Origin of the sequence: Sanguibacteroides sp. AM78-02pH3A (assembly GCF_027666085.1) — a bacterium.
Lineage (GTDB): Bacteria > Bacteroidota > Bacteroidia > Bacteroidales > Marinifilaceae > Gabonibacter > Gabonibacter massiliensis.
This window is the reverse complement of record NZ_JAQEHX010000008.1, coordinates 17,387-37,267: the sequence shown is the minus strand read 5'-3', so window position 1 is coordinate 37,267 and position 19,881 is coordinate 17,387. Positions and strand designations below refer to the sequence as shown.

The following is a 19,881-nucleotide window of genomic DNA, read 5'->3' as shown; positions in this document are numbered from 1 at the left end:
TTATGAAGATAAAAAGGGAGGTTAAATTAGCGATAACGGCATTGTTGGCGGTAATTATTTTGATTTGGGGAATAAATTTTCTGAAAGGAAGTTCTTTGTTTGAGTCCAGAAATGTCTTTTACGGACTTTATGATAGGGTTGACGGGTTGAAGGTTTCAAGCGGTGTGGTTTACCGGGGATATCAGGTGGGACAAGTTCTCTCGATCTCTTTTACCGGAGAACGTTTTGATAAGGTGTTAGTGGAATTTTCAGTCAAGAAGGGATTGGAATTGGCGCGGAATACTTCCGCCTATATTCAAAGTGCGGATTTAATGGGATCGAAGATCATTAATTTGATTCCGGGAAATGCTCAACAATTGGCGGTTAACGGGGATACCTTAAGAACTCAGTTGGAACAGGGGTTGATGGAGCAGGTGAGCAACCAGATGTTACCTTTAAAACAGAAAGCCGAGCATCTTTTTTCATCTTTGGATTCTGTTCTATCCATTGTACAAGGACTATTTAATGAAGATACGAAGCAAAATTTGGCTAATAGTTTTCGTAGTATTGATCGGACACTACATCATTTGGAAGGAGCTTCGGGGAATCTGGATACCTTGATCGAAGGGGAGGCCGGGCGTATCAGCCAGATATTGGAACATATAAATAGCATAACGGCCAATTTGGAACAGAATAACGGCGAGATTTCAAGGACTTTATCCAATTTTGCCGCGATTAGCGATTCCATTCGGCAGGCAAATTTGAAGCAAACCTTGCTCGTTTTGCAAAATGCTTTGTCTGAGGTCGATTCCATCTTGATTAAAATGAATGAGGGTAGAGGTACCTTAGGCGCATTTGTTAATAATGATGAATTTTATTACAATCTGAATCAGGTTTCAGAGAATCTGAATAGGCTTTTAGTCGAGTTCAGGTATAATCCCAAGAAGTTTATTAACCTTTCGTTAATAGATTTTTCCTCCGGTAAAAAAGATAATATGGAGTATGGTATTGTGATTTACGAATCGGAAGATCGTTTATCGCCTGATGCTGAGATATATAAGCAAAACCCTAATTTAAAGGAAGTTAGATATAAAGGGAAGTATTTATACATTTGGAATACGTATAAAAAATTGAAGTCAGCGCAACGTCAGTTGGATAATGTTATGAAACGATATAATAACGCGTATATTGTTAAAATCGACTTCATTTGACAAAATAGAATTGTTCTAAATAATAAAAATGGGGATTTCGTTTACTTAACATAATTATGTGTATTATTTTGTATCTTGAAGATAAAATAAATTGTTTCTCTTCTCTATGTTTTAAAGCTTTACCTTTTTTGAATCTCCTTCGATTGTGTTACAATTATGTTAAGTGGATTGAATTAATGGAGAGAGGATTTTATGTTAAGTTTTTCGTGTAACATTCTTGTTGATAGGTGATTGTGTCTAAACGGCTGATATATAATTTGTAAGCTGGAATTGATAAAAAACAAACAAAACCGACATTTTTTTTCTGATTTTTTTTTTCGAATTTAGCATTCCATTTCACGATAAGGTGAAATTTAAAAGATATACAAATGAGAATGGATTGTAATAGTATTTGGGCAGAATGTTTAAGTTTGATCCGGGAGCAGGTACCGCCAAAGACCTTTAAGACGTGGTTTGAGCCGATACATGCTTTGAGTTTTCAGCAAGATGTGTTGATTATTCAAGTTCCGAGTTTATATGTCTACGAGTGCTTGGAGGAGCATTTCGTGGAGATATTGAGAAATGCCATTCGTTCGGTAATCGGTCCGACTGCGAAGTTGGAATATTCTGTTGTCGTCGAGGAGAGTCGTCGTACGGAACCTTTATCGGTAAAAATGTCATCTAACCATACGAAAAAAATTGAACCTAATACCGCCTATTACGATAAAACGGCAAACGGAACAGCCTTGAAAAATCCGTTTGAACGTTGTAATAATCGTTTGCAAATCGATTCTCAGTTGAATCCTTCTTATACGCTGGAAAGCTATATAGAGGGAAGTTGTAACCGTTTGGCGAAATCTGCAGGTGTCGCCATCGCTCAAAGTCCCGGGGGAACCGCTTTTAATCCTTTATTGATTTATGGGGGGTCCGGTTTGGGGAAAACGCATTTGGCTCAGGCTGTCGGATTGGAGGTAAAACAGAATTTTCCGGAAAAGGTGGTGCTGTATGTCACGACGAATGTTTTTCAAACGCAGTTTACCGAGGCCGTTCGTAAAAACGAGATCAATGATTTCTTGCATTTTTATCAACTGATAGACGTTTTGATACTGGATGATATTCATGAGTTGGCTGGAAAAACCGCAACTCAAAATACTTTTTTCCATATTTTCAATCATCTTCACCAATCCGGTAAGCAATTGATCTTAACTTCCGATCGAGCTCCGGCAGAGTTGAGTGGTTTGGAAGAACGTTTGCTTTCTCGTTTCAGATGGGGCTTGTCCGCGGAGATCAAAGCGCCGGATTTCGAAACTCGTATGGAGATTGCCCGTTTTAAAGCTAAGAAGGACGGAATTGACTTTTCGGATGAGATATTGGAATACATTTGTAAGTACGTGAATAATAACGTGCGCGAATTGGAAGGTGCTATGATCTCTCTGTTGGCTCAGTCCACTTTTAACCGAAAGGATCTGACGGTCGAAGTCGTGAAAGAGATATTGGGTAAGATGGTGAAACGACAAATGGCGGAGCTTACCGTAGAGCGTATTCGGGAAGTGGTATGCGAGTATTTCAACATGCCGGCTCAACTTTTGCAGGAGAAAACCCGGAAGCGGGAAGTGGTGCAGGCTCGACAGTTAGCCATGTATTTCAGTAAAAATTTTACCAATGCTTCCCTTTCCTATATCGGTAACCAGATCGGAAAAAAAGATCATACGACTGTTCTTTACGCTTGTAAGGCCGTTTCCGACCAGATGGAAACGGATCGTGCATTCCGTTCTCGAGTGGAAGAGTTGCAGAAAAAATTGTATTGTAATAATTAACCTGAACAATAGCATGTTGTAATTGTTTATGGAAGATACCTATAAGACAATAGAAGCGATTGCCGAAGGCCTGTATAAGGAGAAAGGCAGTCGTTTTATTTCTTATGTTTATCCGGTATCCGATGAGGACGAGATCAAAGAAATTATAGCCGGAGTAAAAACCCGATACTATGATGCCCGCCATCATTGCTATGCTTATTGCTTGGGGGCAGACAAGTTGAGATTTCGGGCTAACGATGATGGAGAACCTTCTTCCACAGCCGGGAAACCGATTCTTGGACAGATTCATGCGCACGAGCTGACGAATGTACTGATTGTCGTGATCCGGTATTTTGGAGGGACAAAATTAGGGGTTTCCGGGTTGATTCAGGCCTATAGGGAAGCTGCCTCCGACGCGATTGCCCATGCCGTAATTATTGAAAAGACCGTGAATGAAATATTTCATATCAGATTCAGCTATTTGGTGATGAATGATGTAATGAAAGTATTGAAAGAGGAAGAAGCGGAGGTCTTGGAGCGAACTTTTGAGATGGATTGCGATATGTTGTTGAGTATTAGAAAAAAAGATGCTGCCCGCCTTCAGGAACGTTTATTGAAAATCGAATCCCTGCATATAGAAATAGCCGAAGCCTGACTTTTATGCGGTACGGACGCTCTTTTATGACAAACTTTTTTGAAAATTTCCGCCTAAATTCTTGTAGAATCAATAGGAATCACTATCTTTGCACCGCAATTGTAAAAAACAATTGACGATTCAGTAGCTCAGCCGGTAGAGCACAACACTTTTAATGTTGGGGTCCTGGGTTCGAATCCCAGCTGGATCACCAAATGAAACCCAAATCAACACGAAGACGATTTGGGTTTTTTCATTGCTTTTTATCTTCGAATTTTCCCATTGTAATTTATAGCGTTGATCGTGTCCTCAAAAGTCAGTATTGTTTTTAGTAAGTTCTTTTATCCGTATGACGGGAAAGACGTCTCGTGAATACCGGCATTATAATGTTATTCCGTTTGTTTTTCCAAATATATACATTTTGTCGTATCTATTACCGCGAAAAGTCGGATTTTTAGCATGGCGGGGAGGCAACAAAGTTGCTTGCATGGCCATACGGATGTAGCGAAGGGTAAGGAAACCGTAAACCTTTTATTTTATATATCGTTAAAACGAAATAAAGATTTGTTTCGTGTAAGATATCCGTCGAATGATAAGGCGAAGATTTTATTACTGTAAACGATGAAAATGGGAAAGATCTTACTTTTTTAAATGTAGTAGTTATGGCAGATTTGACTTTTCGTGCGAGAGCGCATAGCGAGAATCCCACGAAGACTTTCGTGAAAGTACGGAATTTTGAGATAGTGGTTGATGAGCCCGCCGAATTGGGAGGGACGAATGCGGGAGCTAATCCCGTGGAATACTTACTGGCGGCTTTATCCGGTTGTTTAAATGTCGTGTGTCACATGGTGGCCCAAGAGATGAACTTTGAGCTCAGAAAGCTCGAGATTAAGTTGTCAGGTAGCCTGAACCCGGATAAGTTGTTTGGAAAAAAGAGTGAGGACAGGGCCGGCTACAAACAAATAGAAGTGGTGATAAAAGCCGATACGGACGCCGATTCGGATACATTGGAAAGGTGGATAAAAACGGTTAAGGAACGTTGCCCGGTGAGTGATACGATCAGTCATATTACCCCGGTGGATATTCTTTTGAAATAATACAAGGAGCCTTATTACAAGACACCTTGTATTCCTGACGTTGCTTTCGGTCTCGCGTGTGCGGATTTCGGGTGATCTCGTTTATTAACCCGATCGTTGGGACGAGAAGCGGGGGGAAGAGTGCGGTTCATCGGCTCTTGCGGTCAGACCGAGGGGTAAGAACCCGACGAGGAAAAGAGGAGGATCTGTTCGTTCCGGTATCGTTCTCTTGAAGAGATAGTGTTAAAATTACGGAAATATTTAAATATCAGTATTTTTTTATTTTGTAATGGCTTGAGGTTGAACCGGGATAAGGGAGCGGACATAAAAATGTCTTAAATGTATATTTTTTTCTGACAAGATTTTTTTTATATTTGTCCTGTTAACACCACTTAGTTTACCAACTAAAACGGAGAGACCTTCGGGTCTCTTTCTGTTTTTAGGGTAGACTGATCAGACGATTTGGATGGTTTTCCCTAATACTGTAATGGTTTCTCCTTTGGTTATTTTGGCTCTTTTTCGTGTTTCTATTTCTCCGTTTCGGCGCACTTCTCCATTTTCTACTAATACTTTTGCCATACCGCCGCTTTCCGCGATACGGGTGATTTTTAGTAATTTGATTAACTCGATGTATGCTGTTGTAAGTTCGAACGTTATCATGATGTTGCAAATTTATTGCAAAGGTAACTATTTTTTGCAGCATACCGTAAAGTAGAAACAACTTGAAGTTCGACTTGTTATTTTTGCGATCTCTTAAAAATGATAAAGGATTTACATGTTTTCCTTTTCAAGGGGGAGAAGGTTGAAAGAGACCTTCGGTTAGTTTTAATGTAAAATAGATTAGCATGAAAAATTTTTTTGTATTCGTATTCGTATGTATATGTAGTTTGTCTTCTTTTGCTGAAGGCTTTCAGGTCAATTTGTTAAGCACTAAGCAGACGGGAATGGGGCACGTGGGGGTGGCGATGAAGTTAGGGGCTGAAAGTATGCATTTTAATCCGGCAGGGTTGGTTTTTATGAATCAGGCCGTAGATCTATCGATTGGAATGTCGGCTGTCATGGCGCAAGCGAAATATTCATCGGATGGGTATTCTGTTAAAACGGATAATCCTGTCAGTACCCCGATATATGCTTATGCCGGATTCCGGATTTATGATAATTTAGCTGCGGGTATCGCTTTCAATACTCCTTACGGAAACTCTTTGAAGTGGCCTAAAAACTGGTTAGGTGCCAATTTGATTCAGGATATAAGTTTAAAAGCTTATGTAATTCAACCTACTTTGTCTTATAAAATTATGGATGGTTTAAGTGTGGGTTTTGGCTTGCAGTTAGCTTTTGGCGAGGTAAATCTTTCGCGTGCTTTATTGAGTGTTAATGAATTTCAGACCGTCGGAAAGATGATAGAGAGTGCTCCTCTCCCTATTCCCGATGAACAGAAAGAGACGATTGTACAGTTGATAAAGGGAACTAAAGTTCCGCCGGCTTATGCTCGTTTGGACGGAAAAGCTCATGTGCGGGTTGGTTTTAATGTAGGGGTGATGTATGAGCCTTGTGAAAAAGTGACGATAGGGTTCTCCTATCGCTCGAAAATTGAAATGAGAGTAAAGGAGGGTGAGGCCGAATTAACTTATGCAAACCAGAATATTGAAAATCTATTAGGACAATTGGGAGCTATTGTTCCGGACCTGTCTATTCCTAAATACGATCAAGGTACTTTTCATGCCGAGCTTCCCTTGCCTTCCAACACGACCTTAGGCGTTAGCTATCGTCCTACCGATCGTTGGGAGTTGGCATTGGATTTACAATATGTGGGATGGCAGGCCTATGACTCCCTGAATGTCTATTTCAACGAAGCGGAGCTGGGAATTAAACCCATTAAAGCACAAAAGAATTACAAGAACACGATGATATACCGGATAGGAGCTAAGTATAAAACAACGGATCGTTTGGATTTGCGTGCCGGAATTTATTACGATCAAAGCCCGATACGGAAAAATCACTACAATCCGGAGACTCCGGGAATGAATAAGTTGGGCCTCTCTGCCGGATTGACTTTTTCTCCTTACAAAAACCTGGAAATCGATTTTGCCTTTTTGTACATTCAGGGATTCTGCCGCCATGGAAATTATACTTCTCAGAATGTGGTTATTCCCGGGCAGAAAGATGTATTCTCCGGAAAGTATAAATCCACCGCGTTCTCTCCTTCTTTGGGAATTGCGTACCGATTTTAATAAAAATACCGGAAAGTATAAATTTCTTTCGTCGTGCGATAAGTGAAATTAATAATTATAGTTAACGCCTGTAAGGATTATCCGACCTTACAGGCGTTTTGTTTATGGAATGACATGTTTCCTGTCGCTTCCGGCTGTACTTGAAAGTATGAAACAATCTCTGTTCATGAGTCTGGCATGTGGTAATGTCCCGTTTGGGAAGAAGAGATTGTAAGAGAAGAGAATAAATATTTGGGCACCCGTGACTTTTTTTATTCCGATACGTATATTGTATAAAAATGATAAGTATGGAGAAAATGAGTCATATTCCGGAAAAGGGAACAAAAAAAAGAGTGGTGATTGTCGGTGGCGGGTTCGGCGGTTTGAAATTAGCCAGGGAGTTGGATGATGAAAAATTTCAAATCATATTGATTGATCAAAACAATTACCATTTGTTTCAACCTCTTTTGTATCAGGTAGCCACGTCGGCTATTGAGCCGAGTGAAATCTCTTTTCCTTTTCGCCGGATTTTTAAACGCCGGAAAAATTTTCATATTCGAGTATGTCGGGCAGAGGAGGTTCTTCCGGATGAAAATCGCTTATTGACTTCGATCGGTTTTATCGATTACGATTATTTAGTCATTGCTACCGGGAGCCGGACTAATTTTTTCGGAAACCAGGAATTGGGAGATCTTACCATGCAATTGAAAAATACTTCCGAAGCATTGTTCGATCGGAATAAAATCATTGAGAGTTTTGAAAGGGCTTTGAATAGTGAGGATGAGAGAGAACAAGGGCGTTTATTGACTTTCGTCATTGTCGGAGGGGGAGCTACCGGGGTAGAGTTGGCCGGAGCTTTGGCCGAAATGAAGAGGTTCGTTTTTCCTTCGGATTATCCGGATTTGGATGTAAATAGGATGCGGATTATTTTAGTTGACGGGGCGGATCGCCTGTTGGGAGCTTTTACCCCCGGGTCATCCGATTATGCGGAACGGTATTTGAAGGATAAGGGAGTTGAAATACGTTTAAATGCTTTGGTGAAGGAGTATGACGGTAAGGCATTGACTTTTGTAAATGGGGAGGCGATTGAAACGTGCAATGTATTTTGGGTAGCCGGAGTGAAAGCGAACGGATTAAAAGGTTTTTCCCCTGATACGTATGGAAAGGGCTATCGTTTGATCGTGGACGAATTTAGTCGGGTAAAGGGAATGGGAGATATTTTTGCAATAGGAGACACGGCTATAATGATTACTTCAGGCAACCCCCACGGACATCCTCAGGTTGTTCAACCGGCAATACAACAAGCCCGTTTATTGGCTAAGAACCTGTATCGTATTCTCGCCGGACGTCCTTTACAGGAGTTCAAGTATAGGAATAAAGGGGCAATGGCAACGATCGGGCGTAATTCTGCCGTGGTGGAATTGAATAAAATACGTTTTAGCGGAGCAATGGCCTGGATGTTATGGTTGTTCGTTCATTTGATGAGTATCGTAGGCGTGAAGAATCGTTTGTTTATTTTTATCAATTGGATGTGGAGCTATGTTACCTATGATCAAGCCTTGCGTTTATGGATTCGACCGGAAGAAAAACAAAAAAAAGTTTCTTGAAAACAAAAAGCACTGTCCAATTTTGTGTTCAGGCAGTGCTCCAAGTCTTCTGTTTTTATTCTCCGGCAGGTTGAGCTCCGGTTGCTACGCTCTTGCTGCGTTCAATGGATTGTAGTGCCAGATAATTTGCCCCGAATTTACCGAGATTATCTAATTCCGTTTCGTATTGATCCTGGTGTACTTCTTCTTCCGCAACCAAGGCTTCAAATAATTTTTTAGATACGGAGTCCGCGTTGGCAGCACATTCGTTCGCCCATTTATTGTAGTCATTCACGCTGCCTTCTTCCATCATCGTTGCCGTTTCCAACATCTCTTTCGGATCGTGAATATGCTTGATGTCCGAGGCGGGTTTCATTTCAACTTCTCCTTTTAGAAAAAGAATACGTTCAGCTAATTGCTCTACGTGCATCATCTCTTGAATGGCCGTGCGTTTGAATAGGCCGGATAGTAAATCATACCCCATGTCGTCACAACGGAAATGAAAATACATGTATTGATGAACGGCAACTAATTCATCTGCAACGGCTTTGTTTAATAATTCAATGCTTTTTTCCTTTTTGCTCATAATTTTTTGAATAAGTGGTTATACAATCTATTGTGATGCAAGATAGAAAAAAAAAGTAAATAAACATAAAATCTTACCGCATTTTAAGAGTATTCACGGATCTATTTTTACAACTGTTCGCCATTCGTGGGGAGAGTCGGTTTTTTACTGCCGATGGGGAGTTGCGGGAACATCCTTGTCTCTTATTTTTGTCCTGCGGCATTGAACAGGTATTGAGGAGAACGAACAAAAGGGGAATCGGGACCAGCGGATTGAGTCTTGGTTGAATGTCATGAAGACCGAGATGGAATAGGGGGGGTATTCTCGGAACTTTATTGGAATATGCTATTTGCCAGCAATGTGATCGTTTCTTTCAACAGAAAAGGAAAAATGCTATTCCGGCTTCAAAATCTCGGTTACCTTTCCGGTTTCTGCAATATATTTGTACAGCGCCTTGTAAAACGGATGACAGGTTAAGGTGGAGGAGTCTCCTATGATCATTAGCTTCATTCTGGCACGCGTGATGGCGACATTCATTCGACGGAGATCGTTTAAGAATCCGATCTCACCTCTTTCGTTGGCTCGGACGAGACTAATCAGGATGACATCTCTCTCTTGTCCCTGGAAGCCGTCCACGGTATGGATGGTCAATAATTTTCGGATCGGTATAAAAAAACGATTTTTTTTGATAAGTTGCCTCAGGTATTGGACTTGTACCCGGTAGGGTGATATAAGTCCGAAATCGATACGTTCGTCAATGACCCGTTCGATACCGATCTCTTCTATGTACTTTTGAAGTATTTTGACCAATAGTTCCGCTTCCGGTTTATTGATGCGTCCGAAAGTCTCCGAGACCGGAGTTTCCGTAAATGCACAAGATGCCGTATTGTACCAGACGATAGGAGTATCCCACGCGAGGATATTTCGTTGTGAAACCTCGGGAGCCGCTTTTAAACGGTTATGATAAAACCAGAAAGAGGGAAAGCGCATGATCTCTTCGTGCATACGGTATTGAATTTCCAACATGGAGATGGTCTCTGGTTTTCGTTGGATGATTTTTTGTAGAAGAGTTCTGTTTAGTCCTTGACAAGCTGCTTCATAACATTTTATCGTGGGGGGAAGTTGGTAGTGGTCCCCCGCTAAAATGACCCTTTCGGCTTTAGCGATGGCGATCCAGCAAGCGGCTTCTAATGCTTGACCGGCCTCATCAATGAAGAGGGTTGAGAATCTTTTTCCGTTTAATGTTTTATTGGCCGATCCTACAAGAGTACAGGCTATGACACGTGCTTCTCCGAAAAGTTGTTTTTCTATGCGAATCTCCAATTCAATGGCTTTTTCCTTTAACTGGCGTAGACGGGATAGAAGTGTCCCTCTTTTATCCCCTTTGGTCTTCTTTATTTGTGTAATGATATCCCGGATGTTTTTTCGTGTATTATACAGGGCAGGATAGGCAGGATGTGATGCGAATCTCCGTTCATAGGTGAAGGAAAGCATCTTTTCGTTTACCCGTGTCGGATTCCCTATACGCATGACATTTACTCCCCGGTCCAATAATTTTTCGGATATCCAGTCTACTGCCGTGTTGCTTTGAGCACATACAAGAACTTGATTTTCCCGTCGTAACGTTTCATAAATAGCTTCTACCAAGGTCGTTGTTTTTCCTGTTCCGGGAGGTCCGTGTACGATCGCGATCTCTTTCGCGCGGATGACCCGGTTGACAGCTTTTTCCTGAGATCGGTTTAACCAAAAAAAATGGGTGTCCGCTATCTCTTTGTATTGAGAGGGAATATTTCCTAAAATGACTTCTCTCAGGTGAGCTAAGCGATTGTTTTTAGCTTCCATAACCTCCTTTAAGGCGGAGAACATGGTTTTATATGAAGTCCCGTCAAAGCAGAGTTGTACCCCTAACGTATGGTCGCCTTGCAGATCAAGAAGTACGTTGGAATGAGGCATAACGACCGACATGGTGTTTTCTTGCACATAACTGATGATTCCCGTAAAGCCGAAGTAATGAAGTCGTCCCGTCACGGGATCCGATTTAAAGAAACAAACGGGGCGACCGTATTCAAAAGTGTGTTCGGTCACATCTCCCTCTTTTCGCTTGATTTCTATAATAAATTGATTCAGTGGATTGTAATGACTTTTGCAGATAGTTACAGGATGCCAGCACACTCCTTGCCGGATTTTTTTTATTATTCCGGCATGCTGAGTATGTTGAAAAAATAGCTCTTTCTCGTACTCGTATTCCTGTTGCAATAATTTGTATTGTTGTAACAGGTCGACTAAAGGAGAAATAGTGGTTTCGGGCCTCATACGTTTTGTGGAGTATTTCAATCACAAAAGTATATATAATTCTCATACCTGAATGGCAGATCAGGTAAATGAATGGTTATCGAGGAGATTTTTTTCAAAAAAATCGATCGTAAGAGGATCTCTATTTTGAACAGGCGTGGGGTGCAACATTACTGGTAATTGCTTGCGACCCCAACACCTGATTACATTAAAAATAATATAAATCAACCCCTGATTGGCTTACTTTTAATGTCTCTTCAAAAGGATCTATTTCACTTGTTCCTGTTTCGAAAATGACGTAGCTTTTTTACGGATCTCCGAGGGACTCGCATCTAAATACATCCTGCAAAAATGATATAATGCTTTGTGTGAAGTAAATCGAAATTCTTCAATAATATCTGCGAAATCAATTCTTATATCTTGTAAATAGGCCTCCACCTCTTTGGCTCTTTGGGTTTGTAACCATTTGTAAGCAGATTCTCCGAAAGTGGTTTTGAACTTTCGTTTAAAAGTAGATAAACTGCAACCTGTTTCTTTGGCGAAGTCAGGAATGCTATTTACCTTGTGATAGTTTTGAATGACTAAAGACCTGAAATTTTCATTTCTTCCCATGATAGGATAGAAAATTTGATAAATAGCTTCTTTAGAATAATGTTGGATGAATATGGAGATCAAAACTTTTCTGGATGATTCATTCACCAATTGACAAAAGGCGTCTGAGTCCAAAGAATAGCGGATGTATTCGAGGAATTTTAACAGATGGGATTCTATCGGAAAAGGTTGGAACCTATAATCAAAACGATTGTTTTGATTTATTGAAGCCAGATTAATCTGTTTGCAATATATTTCGAGACCGGTAAAGCGATGAATAAGAATTTCACACTCTTCGTTTCCGGTTTGGAAAGTAACGGAATATCCCTTGGGGATTAATTGTAGATTTCCTTTTTCGAAAATGAGGGTCGGATGGGTACTTAACGAAAGAGAAACATTTCCGGATAATATAAAAAAAAGTGAATGTGAGTTCTGATTGCCTTTACGGAGAATAGTTTGATTAGCCGGAATTTTGTATAATTCAAATCCATTAACGATTTGAGAATTGTAATATGAACAATCCTTTTGATTACATAGGTTTGTATTCATAACCGATTTTGCACCTTTTGATTTATACAAAAGTATCAGCTTTGAGTGTTTTAAATGTATGAAAAGAGGTCAAATGATCTCATAATAAGCTCAATGTGATAAGTGAAATAAAAAGTTGTTTTTATGTTGCTTATTATTAATTAGTTATATTTAAATAAATTCTATACTTTAACTTTTCCCGAAACTCTTCAGGAGTCCGGTGCGAATAATAAATAGAAACGGTGGGGGATTCGGTTATTTTTACTTACCAAGTAAGAATTTCAACTCCTGTTTCTGTTATTAGGATCGTGTTTTCCCATTGGGCTGACGCTAAACCGTCTTCCGTCAAAGCCGTCCATCCGTTGTCTTCATCGATAAAGATTTCATGGGAACCCATATTGATCATCGGTTCGATGGTAAATATCATTCCGGGAACCAATACCATGCCCGTTCCGGGTTTACCGATATGTTCCACTTCCGGTTTTTCATGAAACTGTAAACCTACCCCGTGTCCGCAAAAATCGCGAACTACGGAATAACCGTTGCCTTCGGCATGTGCCTGAATGGCGGCTCCTATATCTCCTAAAAATCCCCAGGGCTTGGCAGCGGCTATGCCTATTTCCAAACACTCTTTGGTCACCTTTACCAATCGTTGTAATTTCTTATCGACCTTTCCGATCATGAACATGCGGGAGGCATCCGAAAAATAACCGTTTAAGATAGTGGAGACATCTACGTTGATAATATCTCCCTCTTGCAAGATGATATCTTTATCGGGAATTCCGTGACACACTTCATCGTTAATGGAGGTACAGACACTTTTGGGGAATCCCTCGTAATTCAAGGGTGCCGGAACTGCTCCATGAGCAACTGTAAAATCGTGTACCATGGAATTTATCTCTTCCGTGGAAATTCCCGCTCTGATATGTTGTGACACATGATCCAATACCGCCGTATTTATTTCGGCACTCTTTTTTATACCTTGAATCTGTTCCGCGTTTTTTATGATTTTCCGGGGAGGAACAGTACAACCTAAACGTCTGTATACCTGTAATTTTTCTTCGAATGAAAGGCTTTTGAAATCTTTCATAGGTTGTAAACCGTTGCTTTTTTTGAATATCATATTTGCAATGTTTTAATAATTGTCCCGGAGAAAAAAAAGACTCTGGAGGCAAAAATGAGATTACTTAAAAGTTTGTCGCTAAGGTACGGATTTTTGTTAGAGATTATTCCGTGTTGAATGGTAAAATAGAATAAAAAGATGTCCGGAAAAATTTTCCGGACATCTACCGTCGTGTGTGTTGATTATGTGTGAAGTGTTATTCTGAAATCATTACAACCAGATATTTCGTTTGTTTCCAGAAAGCGTTTTCGTCGTTGATGTTTAATTTTTGCATCCCGTTTTCATCGGCTTCTAAAGTGTATGATTTGGCCGGATGAGCGGATAATATTTTTGCTTTTTTAGAGTTCAGTGCGATTGATTTCGTTTCACGGATGTCGATGTTCTCAAATCTTGCATTCTGAGCCTGAGTGGAAACGATCGGCGGACAGAAGATTCCCTGACGTGAAATAACGTTAGCTGCTTTCAAGTTTTTTCTGCTGCCTATCAGGTAATGTCCCGTGTGAATATCGGCATCTTGTTTTGAAATGGTTTCTTTTTGAGAGGTAGACTCTTCCTGTAGATTGGAAACATTTTGGTTTAACTCTGCAATTTGTTGATTCTTTATGCCCAGTTCCTTTTCTTTTTCTGCCAATAAACGAGTCATTTCCTGTACTTTAGTTTTACTTTGATCCAGTTCTTCGTTCAAGCCGGCAATTAGCTTCTTGAATTGGGCCGATTGACTTTTATTTTGTTTTTCCAACTTGGCAATCTGATCCTTGTAGGTACTGATTGCTCCAGAGAGAGCGTTGATATCGTCTTTTAATTTGGTTATTTGCTCTTTGGTCGTGTTTGTTTTTTGGTCTTTAGCCGATTCCAATGCCAAAAGATGTTCTGCTTCGCGAATAGATTGCATTCCTGCCGTGATCTCGTTTAAGCCGGAGAGTATATTCTCCATCTCTGCATTCTGATTCGTGTTAACTGTGTTTAACGAGTCGTATTTGGCGACCAGGGTTTTGTATTTTTGCGAGCTCTCAACACAACTGCCGAGGAATAACAGAGAGAATATTCCGATTGATAAAAAAATCTTTTTCATGATTGTTAATTTTTAAGTTTACATTTATTCGTGCTGTTTTTCTTAGCACAAGGGGTGTGCCAAAATACTATATTTTTATTATGATATTGATATACATATTGTTATATATTTTTGTATTGGTACGTATAATTAAAAAAGTGAGGAATACTCGTTCCACACTGTGGAATTTCTCTACACGTTGGTTGGGGAGTGAAGGACGAAAGATTAAATTCGGTATAAAAACGGAATATGCTATTAAAGTCATCTTTTTTTTGTAAATTTGAAAAGTTGAACTATAATACAAGAGAATTATGAAAAGATCATTTCTTTTTTTGGCGGAAGGTTTTGAGGAGATGGAAGCGATTGCAATTGTCGACGTGTTGCGTCGAGGAGGTGTCGATATAAAGATTGTATCCGTCTCGGATCAATTGAACGTGAGAGGTGCTCATGGCGTGTCGATGGAAGCGGATGTCGTATTGCGTCAAGTGGCGGAAGAAGATGCGGCATGCCTGATCTTTCCCGGAGGTCTTCCCGGGGCGCAAAACTTATCGGATTCCCCTCGGTTGATTCAATTATTGCAAGATCATTTCGACCGGGGCGGACGTGTTGCGGCTATCTGTGCAGCGCCGGCTTTGGTTTTGAGTAAGCTGAAAACCGATAGAAAATATAGGATGACGACCTATCCGGGATTCGAAAAATACCTGGTCAACGCGGATGTTGTTGCGGACGGGGTTGTCGTTGACGGACGTATCGTAACAGGTAAAGGACCGGCTTTTGCCTTGGATTTCGGGTTGACGGTGTTGCGGGAAATCGTGTCTCAAAAGGCTGCTGACGAGGTTGCTCGGGGTATGTTAAGATGATTTTTTAAGTTTAACGATAGTGGATTGGTTTGCAGGACGGATGGTTAACGTCCTGCATTTTCCATGTTTGGATTTTCCAGTAGGAGTGGAGGGTCCTGAGATCGTGTCTTAAAATTTACGGTGGAAATGGCTATTTATTGTATCATGGGAAGGTTCGTGAAGGTATAATTATAACCGGTTATATTACAGTATCTTTAATATTGCTATGAGAAGCTTTTTTTTGTTTTTGTTGTTATTATTCGTAAGTGTTCAAGAAGGGGAGTGTGGGGAGAATGGTATTTTTACCGATACCTTGGAAGGTAACGTGGTGCCGGCCGAGCAAGCCATTTTGTTAAAAGAAAAACTGTATCGGGTAGGTAGTCTGTATAATAGTAAGAGATATTCCGAAGAAAAAGGAAAAATTGATTCTTTGGCGCTTTTGCATCGGATCACGGAAGAGGAGAGACAGTTAAGGTTGATAGCTTTGGGGCGTGAAATGGAAAGTTGTCGGTTTTTATTGAGCAGGTATTCTTCTTTTTGGGCTTCTCGGGAAATAAAAGAGTTAAGTGATACAGAACGGGAGGCCTACGATCTTTTCATAAAAGGGGATATACCGAATGCTCTTCGTGTTTATGAAAAAGAACCGGTTATAAAAAAAATCGAGGAGGTAAAAGGAAAATTTGCACTTTCGGACGTGAAAATATTACATCGTTATGCAATGCTCTGTCTTTTTACGGGAGAAAAAAAGTATAGGGATAAGGCTTTAGCAATTTACCGAATATTGGCTTTTTCCGATAAGAAAAGTTACGAGAATGCTTTTCAATATGCCTATGCCCTGGCTGAACAAAAAAATATGGAAGAGGCTTTTGCGGAAGCTAAGCGTGCATCGAAATTAGCTCGGACACCTGTTGAAACGGTTAAATTATATGCATTACAGATGTTTTTGAATGAGAGTGTAGGGAAAAAAAAGAGAGCTGCTGTTTTGCGGAAAAAGTTGATACGGGATTTGTATCGTATCCGGGATGATGCGGAGAAATCGTCTGCATTGGCTGATCTTGTTGATATCCAGATGTTTTTAAAAGGGAGGGGGAACGATGAAAGAGTACAAATGTATCGGGAAGAGATCAGAATAGGTGAGGAGTTGCCGGAATTTACTTCCGGATGTTATCGAACCGGATTGTCAAATTTGTATGAAATGTTGATGTCTCTCTTGATCCGGGAAAAAGCATACGAGGAGATGAATTCCTACGTGTATAAGTTGATTAATATCCGGGGAAAGATGGCTGAAGAAGATGAATCCGGATACGAACCTTTACGGAAAGCGATGGACTATACTATCCGGTGGTTCACTTTATCCCGTCAATGGGATAAAGCTTTACCCTTATTTCAACAATGGGAGATTGTGGCCCGGAATCTTTATGAAAAAAATCCTTCCGGTTATTCCGCCTTTTACGTGGAGAGTCTTTGTTTTATGGGTAGGTTGTACGCGGGGAAAAACGATTGGCTCAAATCGGACGAGTATTACCGGAAAATCGGAGAGGTTTTGAAAAAGTTGTTGGTATGCGGTAAAGAAAGCTATTTCGGGGTGCTTGTTGCGTGTGAGCGGGATCTTGCGTCTTTTTTATATAAAGAAAAGGATGTGGAGGGTGTTCAAGAGATTATACCGGAGTTGTTGCAGCATGGAAAATTATTGTATGGGTCTGATATGTTGAGCTATACTTCGCTTCTGTCCGATGTCTGTTTTTTAGGAGCAGAGGTGGCATTGGTCATGGGAGATGCGGAGAATGCTCTTGTTTATTATAAAGAGGCCGGAGACCTGTGTTTGCTTCAAGGAGAGGATGTTTCGTTAAAAACGGAAGATTATATGCGGATTCTTTCCCGGCTGGGAGGGATATATATGTATAAGAAAGAGTGGAAAACGGCAAAGGATTATTTAGAAACGGCTTTGAATGGAAAGATTTTAGAAAGAAAATATGGTTCGGAGGATGAATCCGTTCATGCCGAAATATGGGCAAATTTGGCAACGGTTAATTTAGAGATGAATGATAAGAAGGATGCTGAAAGGTGTTATAAAGAAGCGTTACAAATTTACGAGCGATTGTTTCTGGTGGATTCCGTTGGTTATGCATCTTATAAAATCACCGTTTTAATGAATCTGAGTTCGCTCGTTTTCTCGGAGAGCCGTTTGACGGAGTCTCTCTTTTACCTGCAAGAAGCTCGTCGTCTGGCTTCGGAATATAGCGTTATCCGTTCTTCCATTTATGTCCCTTATCGGATCGTTTCGGATATTTATTATGGTGTCTATCAAATCAAGACGGGTGAGGAACGGGAAGGGAAAGCTCTTTTGTCCCTTGCTTTGCGTGAAGCTCAGCAATACTCGGATAATCCTTTGATTGTTTATGTCATGAATCTTTACCGGGCAGGCAAGGTATTGGAAAAATAGTTGTATATATCACCCAAACCGGCATCGGCCCTTTTTGCAATTTCCTGCGTAGAGGTTTTCAGGTAGCCTTTCTGCAGAAATAAATTTTGGGTAACACTTGGGGACGGGGTTAAAGTGCTATCAAGCAGCCATAAAACATCCCATTTACCGAATTCCAATCATTATAAAGTTAAATTGCAAATTAAAAACTTTCATTCCTGATCTACAATCGTTAATAAAAAAAGAGAATCACTTTTGTGACTCTCTTTGCTGTGGTGGTGGGGAGGCAACCACATGATGAAATTCACCTATTGATGTGATAAATCAATTTGGTTTTGTCGCAAAAATATCGTAAATTTGCGACAAAAGAACTTTGTAAATCAGATGCATTCAATTGAAGATAGGATACTTACGAGTATCGCCAAACGCGGAAGGGGGGCAATAATTTCACCCCTTGACTATGCTAGTTATGGAAACTCAAAGGCAGTCCAAAAAGCCTTTGAGCGGTTGACTATTGCTGAAAAACTCATAAGGGTCGCGCGTGGGATCTACTGCTATCCGAAGATTGAGAAAGTTTTAGGGCTGGGGGTACTGCATCCGACTTTTGAGGAAATCGCCGCTGCCATTGCCCGAAGGGATAAAGCAAGGATTGTCCCCACCGGAATATATGCATTGAATAAACTGGGACTGTCAACCCAAGTGCCGATGAATGTAGTATATCTTACCGATGGTTCTCCCCGTAAGGTGAAGCTGCATGGGGAGAGGGGGATACAATTCAAGCACACGGCAAAAAAGAATCTGGCATTTCAGAATGATTTTGCCATGCTCTTGACCTTTGCCCTGCGTGAAATCGGGGAGGACAGGCTGACGGAAAACCAACTTGCACATATACGAAAACTATTAAAAAACGTACCGTTTGAATCCATTAAAAGGGATTTCCCGCTTATCCCCGCATGGATCCGGAAAATAATACTCACCGCCTATGAATAAATTTTTGTCTCTTAGCGAAGCACAGCACCGGACTGTATTTATGGAAACTGCGACAAGGATTCACTTGCCGGCAGCCGCCATCGAGAAAGATTTTTGGGTGACAGAGATACTCAATATTCTTTTCTCGTTGCCTTACGCTGATAAAATGGTGTTCAAGGGCGGCACATCGCTCAGTAAGGTATGGGGTGTAATACAGCGTTTTTCCGAAGATATAGACATCGCAATAGACCGAAGTATGTTCGGGATAGAGGGAGATGTCACCAAGAAACAATTGAAGAAGTTGCGTAAAGCGTCTTCAGTGTTTGTGAGAGACACACTTGCATCTGATTTGGTGACAGCGGTAGAAAATGCCGGATTGAACAAATTTGTTACAGTGGTAGCAGACCGCGATGGTGAAGGAGATGCGACATACCCCGAACCTCGGCAGATCCACATCTTCTATACTTCTGTTTTGCCACCGGAGGTTAAAACATATTTGCGCGATGAAGTTTTGCTGGAGGTAGGCGCTCGTTCCCTATTCGAGCCTACGGCAAAAGCTTCGGTTGATTCATTCGTCGCAACCGAATTTCCTCACTTGACATCAAGAGATGCCGAGGTTCAAATGGTAGCGGCTATCGCTGAAAAGACATTCCTTGAAAAAGCTTTTCTTTTACATGAACTCTTCACTACCGATGGATGCCGCAATGCAAACCGTAAGTCACGTCATTTGTATGACTTGTGCAAGTTGATAGAGGCTGGAATATCAGATAAAGCGGTTGCCAATGATGAGCTTTGGGAAACCATACGTCATCATCGTGAGATTTTCACATTAGTGCGCGATGTGGATTATACCCCTGACATTCGTAAACGCATTTGTCTTGTACCACCGGAAGAAGTCCTCGAAGAATGGAAGAACGACTATGAAACGATGGTTTCTCATATGATTTACGAGGATAGGATTCCTTCCTTTACCGACATCCTCGAAGGCGTAGCAAAAATAGAAAGCAATTTCAGAGAACATTGACTTGAT

General features: G+C 40.8%; 17 protein-coding genes and 1 tRNA gene. 11 read left to right on the top strand and 7 right to left on the bottom strand.

Annotated features, from left to right (window positions below; all coding sequences use genetic code 11):
* The first annotated feature begins 2 nt into the window (after nt 1-2).
* The 5 genes from PGR74_RS11445 (at nt 3) to PGR74_RS11425 (ending at nt 4,696) form a co-directional block, all read left to right on the top strand.
* Nucleotides 3-1,190 carry an MlaD family protein gene (locus PGR74_RS11445; protein WP_110688754.1) on the top strand — a complete coding sequence of 396 codons (1,188 nt, stop codon included), beginning with the start codon at nt 3-5 and terminating at the stop codon, nt 1,188-1,190.
* Nucleotides 1,191-1,558: 368 nt separating this feature from the next.
* Complete coding sequence (gene dnaA / locus PGR74_RS11440; protein WP_041502263.1) at nt 1,559-2,986, top strand: chromosomal replication initiator protein DnaA; 1,428 nt, start codon at nt 1,559-1,561, stop codon at nt 2,984-2,986.
* Nucleotides 2,987-3,014: 28 nt separating this feature from the next.
* A complete protein-coding gene (locus tag PGR74_RS11435; RefSeq protein ID WP_041502262.1) occupies nt 3,015-3,620 on the top strand; it encodes an IMPACT family protein in 606 nt (201 codons plus the stop codon).
* A 117-nt stretch (nt 3,621-3,737) separates the two neighbouring features.
* Nucleotides 3,738-3,813, top strand: a tRNA-Lys gene (locus PGR74_RS11430).
* A 448-nt stretch (nt 3,814-4,261) separates the two neighbouring features.
* Complete coding sequence (locus PGR74_RS11425) at nt 4,262-4,696, top strand: OsmC family protein (RefSeq protein ID WP_041502261.1); 435 nt, start codon at nt 4,262-4,264, stop codon at nt 4,694-4,696.
* Nucleotides 4,697-5,128: 432 nt separating this feature from the next.
* Here PGR74_RS11425 and PGR74_RS11420 read toward each other — a convergent pair whose 3' ends face one another.
* Nucleotides 5,129-5,335, bottom strand: coding sequence for an RNA-binding S4 domain-containing protein (locus tag PGR74_RS11420; RefSeq protein ID WP_041502260.1), 207 nt, complete (start codon nt 5,333-5,335; stop codon nt 5,129-5,131).
* 185 nt (nt 5,336-5,520) lie between these two features.
* On the opposite strand from PGR74_RS11420, the gene PGR74_RS11415 reads away from it, so the two are divergent.
* Together PGR74_RS11415 and PGR74_RS11410 are read left to right on the top strand one after the other, a co-directional pair.
* The gene (locus PGR74_RS11415) at nt 5,521-6,906 is read left to right on the top strand and encodes an OmpP1/FadL family transporter (RefSeq protein ID WP_110688684.1); all 1,386 of its coding nucleotides are present in this window, start codon (nt 5,521-5,523) and stop codon (nt 6,904-6,906) included.
* 287 nt (nt 6,907-7,193) lie between these two features.
* The gene (locus tag PGR74_RS11410) at nt 7,194-8,492 is read left to right on the top strand and encodes an NAD(P)/FAD-dependent oxidoreductase (RefSeq protein WP_059025502.1); all 1,299 of its coding nucleotides are present in this window, start codon (nt 7,194-7,196) and stop codon (nt 8,490-8,492) included.
* Nucleotides 8,493-8,547: 55 nt separating this feature from the next.
* Here the strand turns inward: PGR74_RS11410 and PGR74_RS11405 are convergent, their stop codons facing one another.
* The 5 genes from PGR74_RS11405 to PGR74_RS11385 all read right to left on the bottom strand — a co-directional run bounded on the left by PGR74_RS11405 (nt 8,548) and on the right by PGR74_RS11385 (nt 14,642).
* A complete protein-coding gene (locus PGR74_RS11405) occupies nt 8,548-9,057 on the bottom strand; it encodes a bacterioferritin (protein ID WP_041502257.1) in 510 nt (169 codons plus the stop codon).
* Nucleotides 9,058-9,429: 372 nt separating this feature from the next.
* The gene (locus PGR74_RS11400) at nt 9,430-11,349 is read right to left on the bottom strand and encodes an AAA domain-containing protein (RefSeq protein ID WP_041502256.1); all 1,920 of its coding nucleotides are present in this window, start codon (nt 11,347-11,349) and stop codon (nt 9,430-9,432) included.
* Between the two features lie 246 nt (nt 11,350-11,595).
* Nucleotides 11,596-12,468 (bottom strand): helix-turn-helix domain-containing protein, encoded by an 873-nt coding sequence (locus PGR74_RS11395; RefSeq protein ID WP_041502255.1) that lies wholly within the window; start codon nt 12,466-12,468, stop codon nt 11,596-11,598.
* 244 nt (nt 12,469-12,712) lie between these two features.
* Nucleotides 12,713-13,537: a type I methionyl aminopeptidase gene (map, locus tag PGR74_RS11390; RefSeq protein ID WP_041502481.1), complete on the bottom strand. Its 825-nt coding sequence runs from the start codon at nt 13,535-13,537 to the stop codon at nt 12,713-12,715.
* Between the two features lie 229 nt (nt 13,538-13,766).
* The gene (locus PGR74_RS11385) at nt 13,767-14,642 is read right to left on the bottom strand and encodes a Cbp1 family collagen-binding glycoprotein adhesin (RefSeq protein WP_041502254.1); all 876 of its coding nucleotides are present in this window, start codon (nt 14,640-14,642) and stop codon (nt 13,767-13,769) included.
* A gap of 290 nt (nt 14,643-14,932) precedes the next feature.
* Between PGR74_RS11385 and PGR74_RS11380 the strand changes: the two genes are divergently transcribed.
* Both PGR74_RS11380 and PGR74_RS11375 read left to right on the top strand, forming a co-directional pair.
* On the top strand, nt 14,933-15,481 hold the full coding sequence (locus PGR74_RS11380; RefSeq protein ID WP_041502253.1) for a DJ-1 family glyoxalase III: 549 nt from the start codon (nt 14,933-14,935) through the stop codon (nt 15,479-15,481).
* Between the two features lie 205 nt (nt 15,482-15,686).
* The gene (locus PGR74_RS11375; RefSeq protein WP_041504823.1) at nt 15,687-17,903 is read left to right on the top strand and encodes a tetratricopeptide repeat protein; all 2,217 of its coding nucleotides are present in this window, start codon (nt 15,687-15,689) and stop codon (nt 17,901-17,903) included.
* Here the strand turns inward: PGR74_RS11375 and PGR74_RS11370 are convergent.
* A complete protein-coding gene (locus PGR74_RS11370) occupies nt 17,873-18,061 on the bottom strand; it encodes a helix-turn-helix domain-containing protein (protein WP_082027454.1) in 189 nt (62 codons plus the stop codon). The genes PGR74_RS11375 and PGR74_RS11370 overlap by 31 nt on opposite strands.
* 205 nt (nt 18,062-18,266) lie before the next feature.
* Here PGR74_RS11370 and PGR74_RS11365 point away from each other — a divergent pair, with 205 nt between their 5' ends.
* Entirely contained in the window at nt 18,267-18,872 is a 606-nt protein-coding gene (locus PGR74_RS11365; protein ID WP_041504824.1) for a DUF6088 family protein, read from the top strand.
* A complete protein-coding gene (locus PGR74_RS11360) occupies nt 18,865-19,875 on the top strand; it encodes a nucleotidyl transferase AbiEii/AbiGii toxin family protein (RefSeq protein WP_041504825.1) in 1,011 nt (336 codons plus the stop codon). Before PGR74_RS11365 ends, PGR74_RS11360 begins: the two co-directional genes overlap by 8 nt.
* Nucleotides 19,876-19,881 lie beyond the last annotated feature (6 nt).

Coding starts and splice junctions, on each gene's coding strand:
- PGR74_RS11445 (WP_110688754.1), top strand. CDS start 3: ATGAAGATAAAAAGGGAGGTTAAATTAGCGATAACGGCATTGTTGGCG.
- dnaA (WP_041502263.1), top strand. CDS start 1,559: ATGAGAATGGATTGTAATAGTATTTGGGCAGAATGTTTAAGTTTGATC.
- PGR74_RS11435 (WP_041502262.1), top strand. CDS start 3,015: ATGGAAGATACCTATAAGACAATAGAAGCGATTGCCGAAGGCCTGTAT.
- PGR74_RS11425 (WP_041502261.1), top strand. CDS start 4,262: ATGGCAGATTTGACTTTTCGTGCGAGAGCGCATAGCGAGAATCCCACG.
- PGR74_RS11420 (WP_041502260.1), bottom strand. CDS start 5,335: ATGATAACGTTCGAACTTACAACAGCATACATCGAGTTAATCAAATTA.
- PGR74_RS11415 (WP_110688684.1), top strand. CDS start 5,521: ATGAAAAATTTTTTTGTATTCGTATTCGTATGTATATGTAGTTTGTCT.
- PGR74_RS11410 (WP_059025502.1), top strand. CDS start 7,194: ATGGAGAAAATGAGTCATATTCCGGAAAAGGGAACAAAAAAAAGAGTG.
- PGR74_RS11405 (WP_041502257.1), bottom strand. CDS start 9,057: ATGAGCAAAAAGGAAAAAAGCATTGAATTATTAAACAAAGCCGTTGCA.
- PGR74_RS11400 (WP_041502256.1), bottom strand. CDS start 11,349: ATGAGGCCCGAAACCACTATTTCTCCTTTAGTCGACCTGTTACAACAA.
- PGR74_RS11395 (WP_041502255.1), bottom strand. CDS start 12,468: ATGAATACAAACCTATGTAATCAAAAGGATTGTTCATATTACAATTCT.
- map (WP_041502481.1), bottom strand. CDS start 13,537: ATGAAAGATTTCAAAAGCCTTTCATTCGAAGAAAAATTACAGGTATAC.
- PGR74_RS11385 (WP_041502254.1), bottom strand. CDS start 14,642: ATGAAAAAGATTTTTTTATCAATCGGAATATTCTCTCTGTTATTCCTC.
- PGR74_RS11380 (WP_041502253.1), top strand. CDS start 14,933: ATGAAAAGATCATTTCTTTTTTTGGCGGAAGGTTTTGAGGAGATGGAA.
- PGR74_RS11375 (WP_041504823.1), top strand. CDS start 15,687: ATGAGAAGCTTTTTTTTGTTTTTGTTGTTATTATTCGTAAGTGTTCAA.
- PGR74_RS11365 (WP_041504824.1), top strand. CDS start 18,267: ATGCATTCAATTGAAGATAGGATACTTACGAGTATCGCCAAACGCGGA.
- PGR74_RS11360 (WP_041504825.1), top strand. CDS start 18,865: ATGAATAAATTTTTGTCTCTTAGCGAAGCACAGCACCGGACTGTATTT.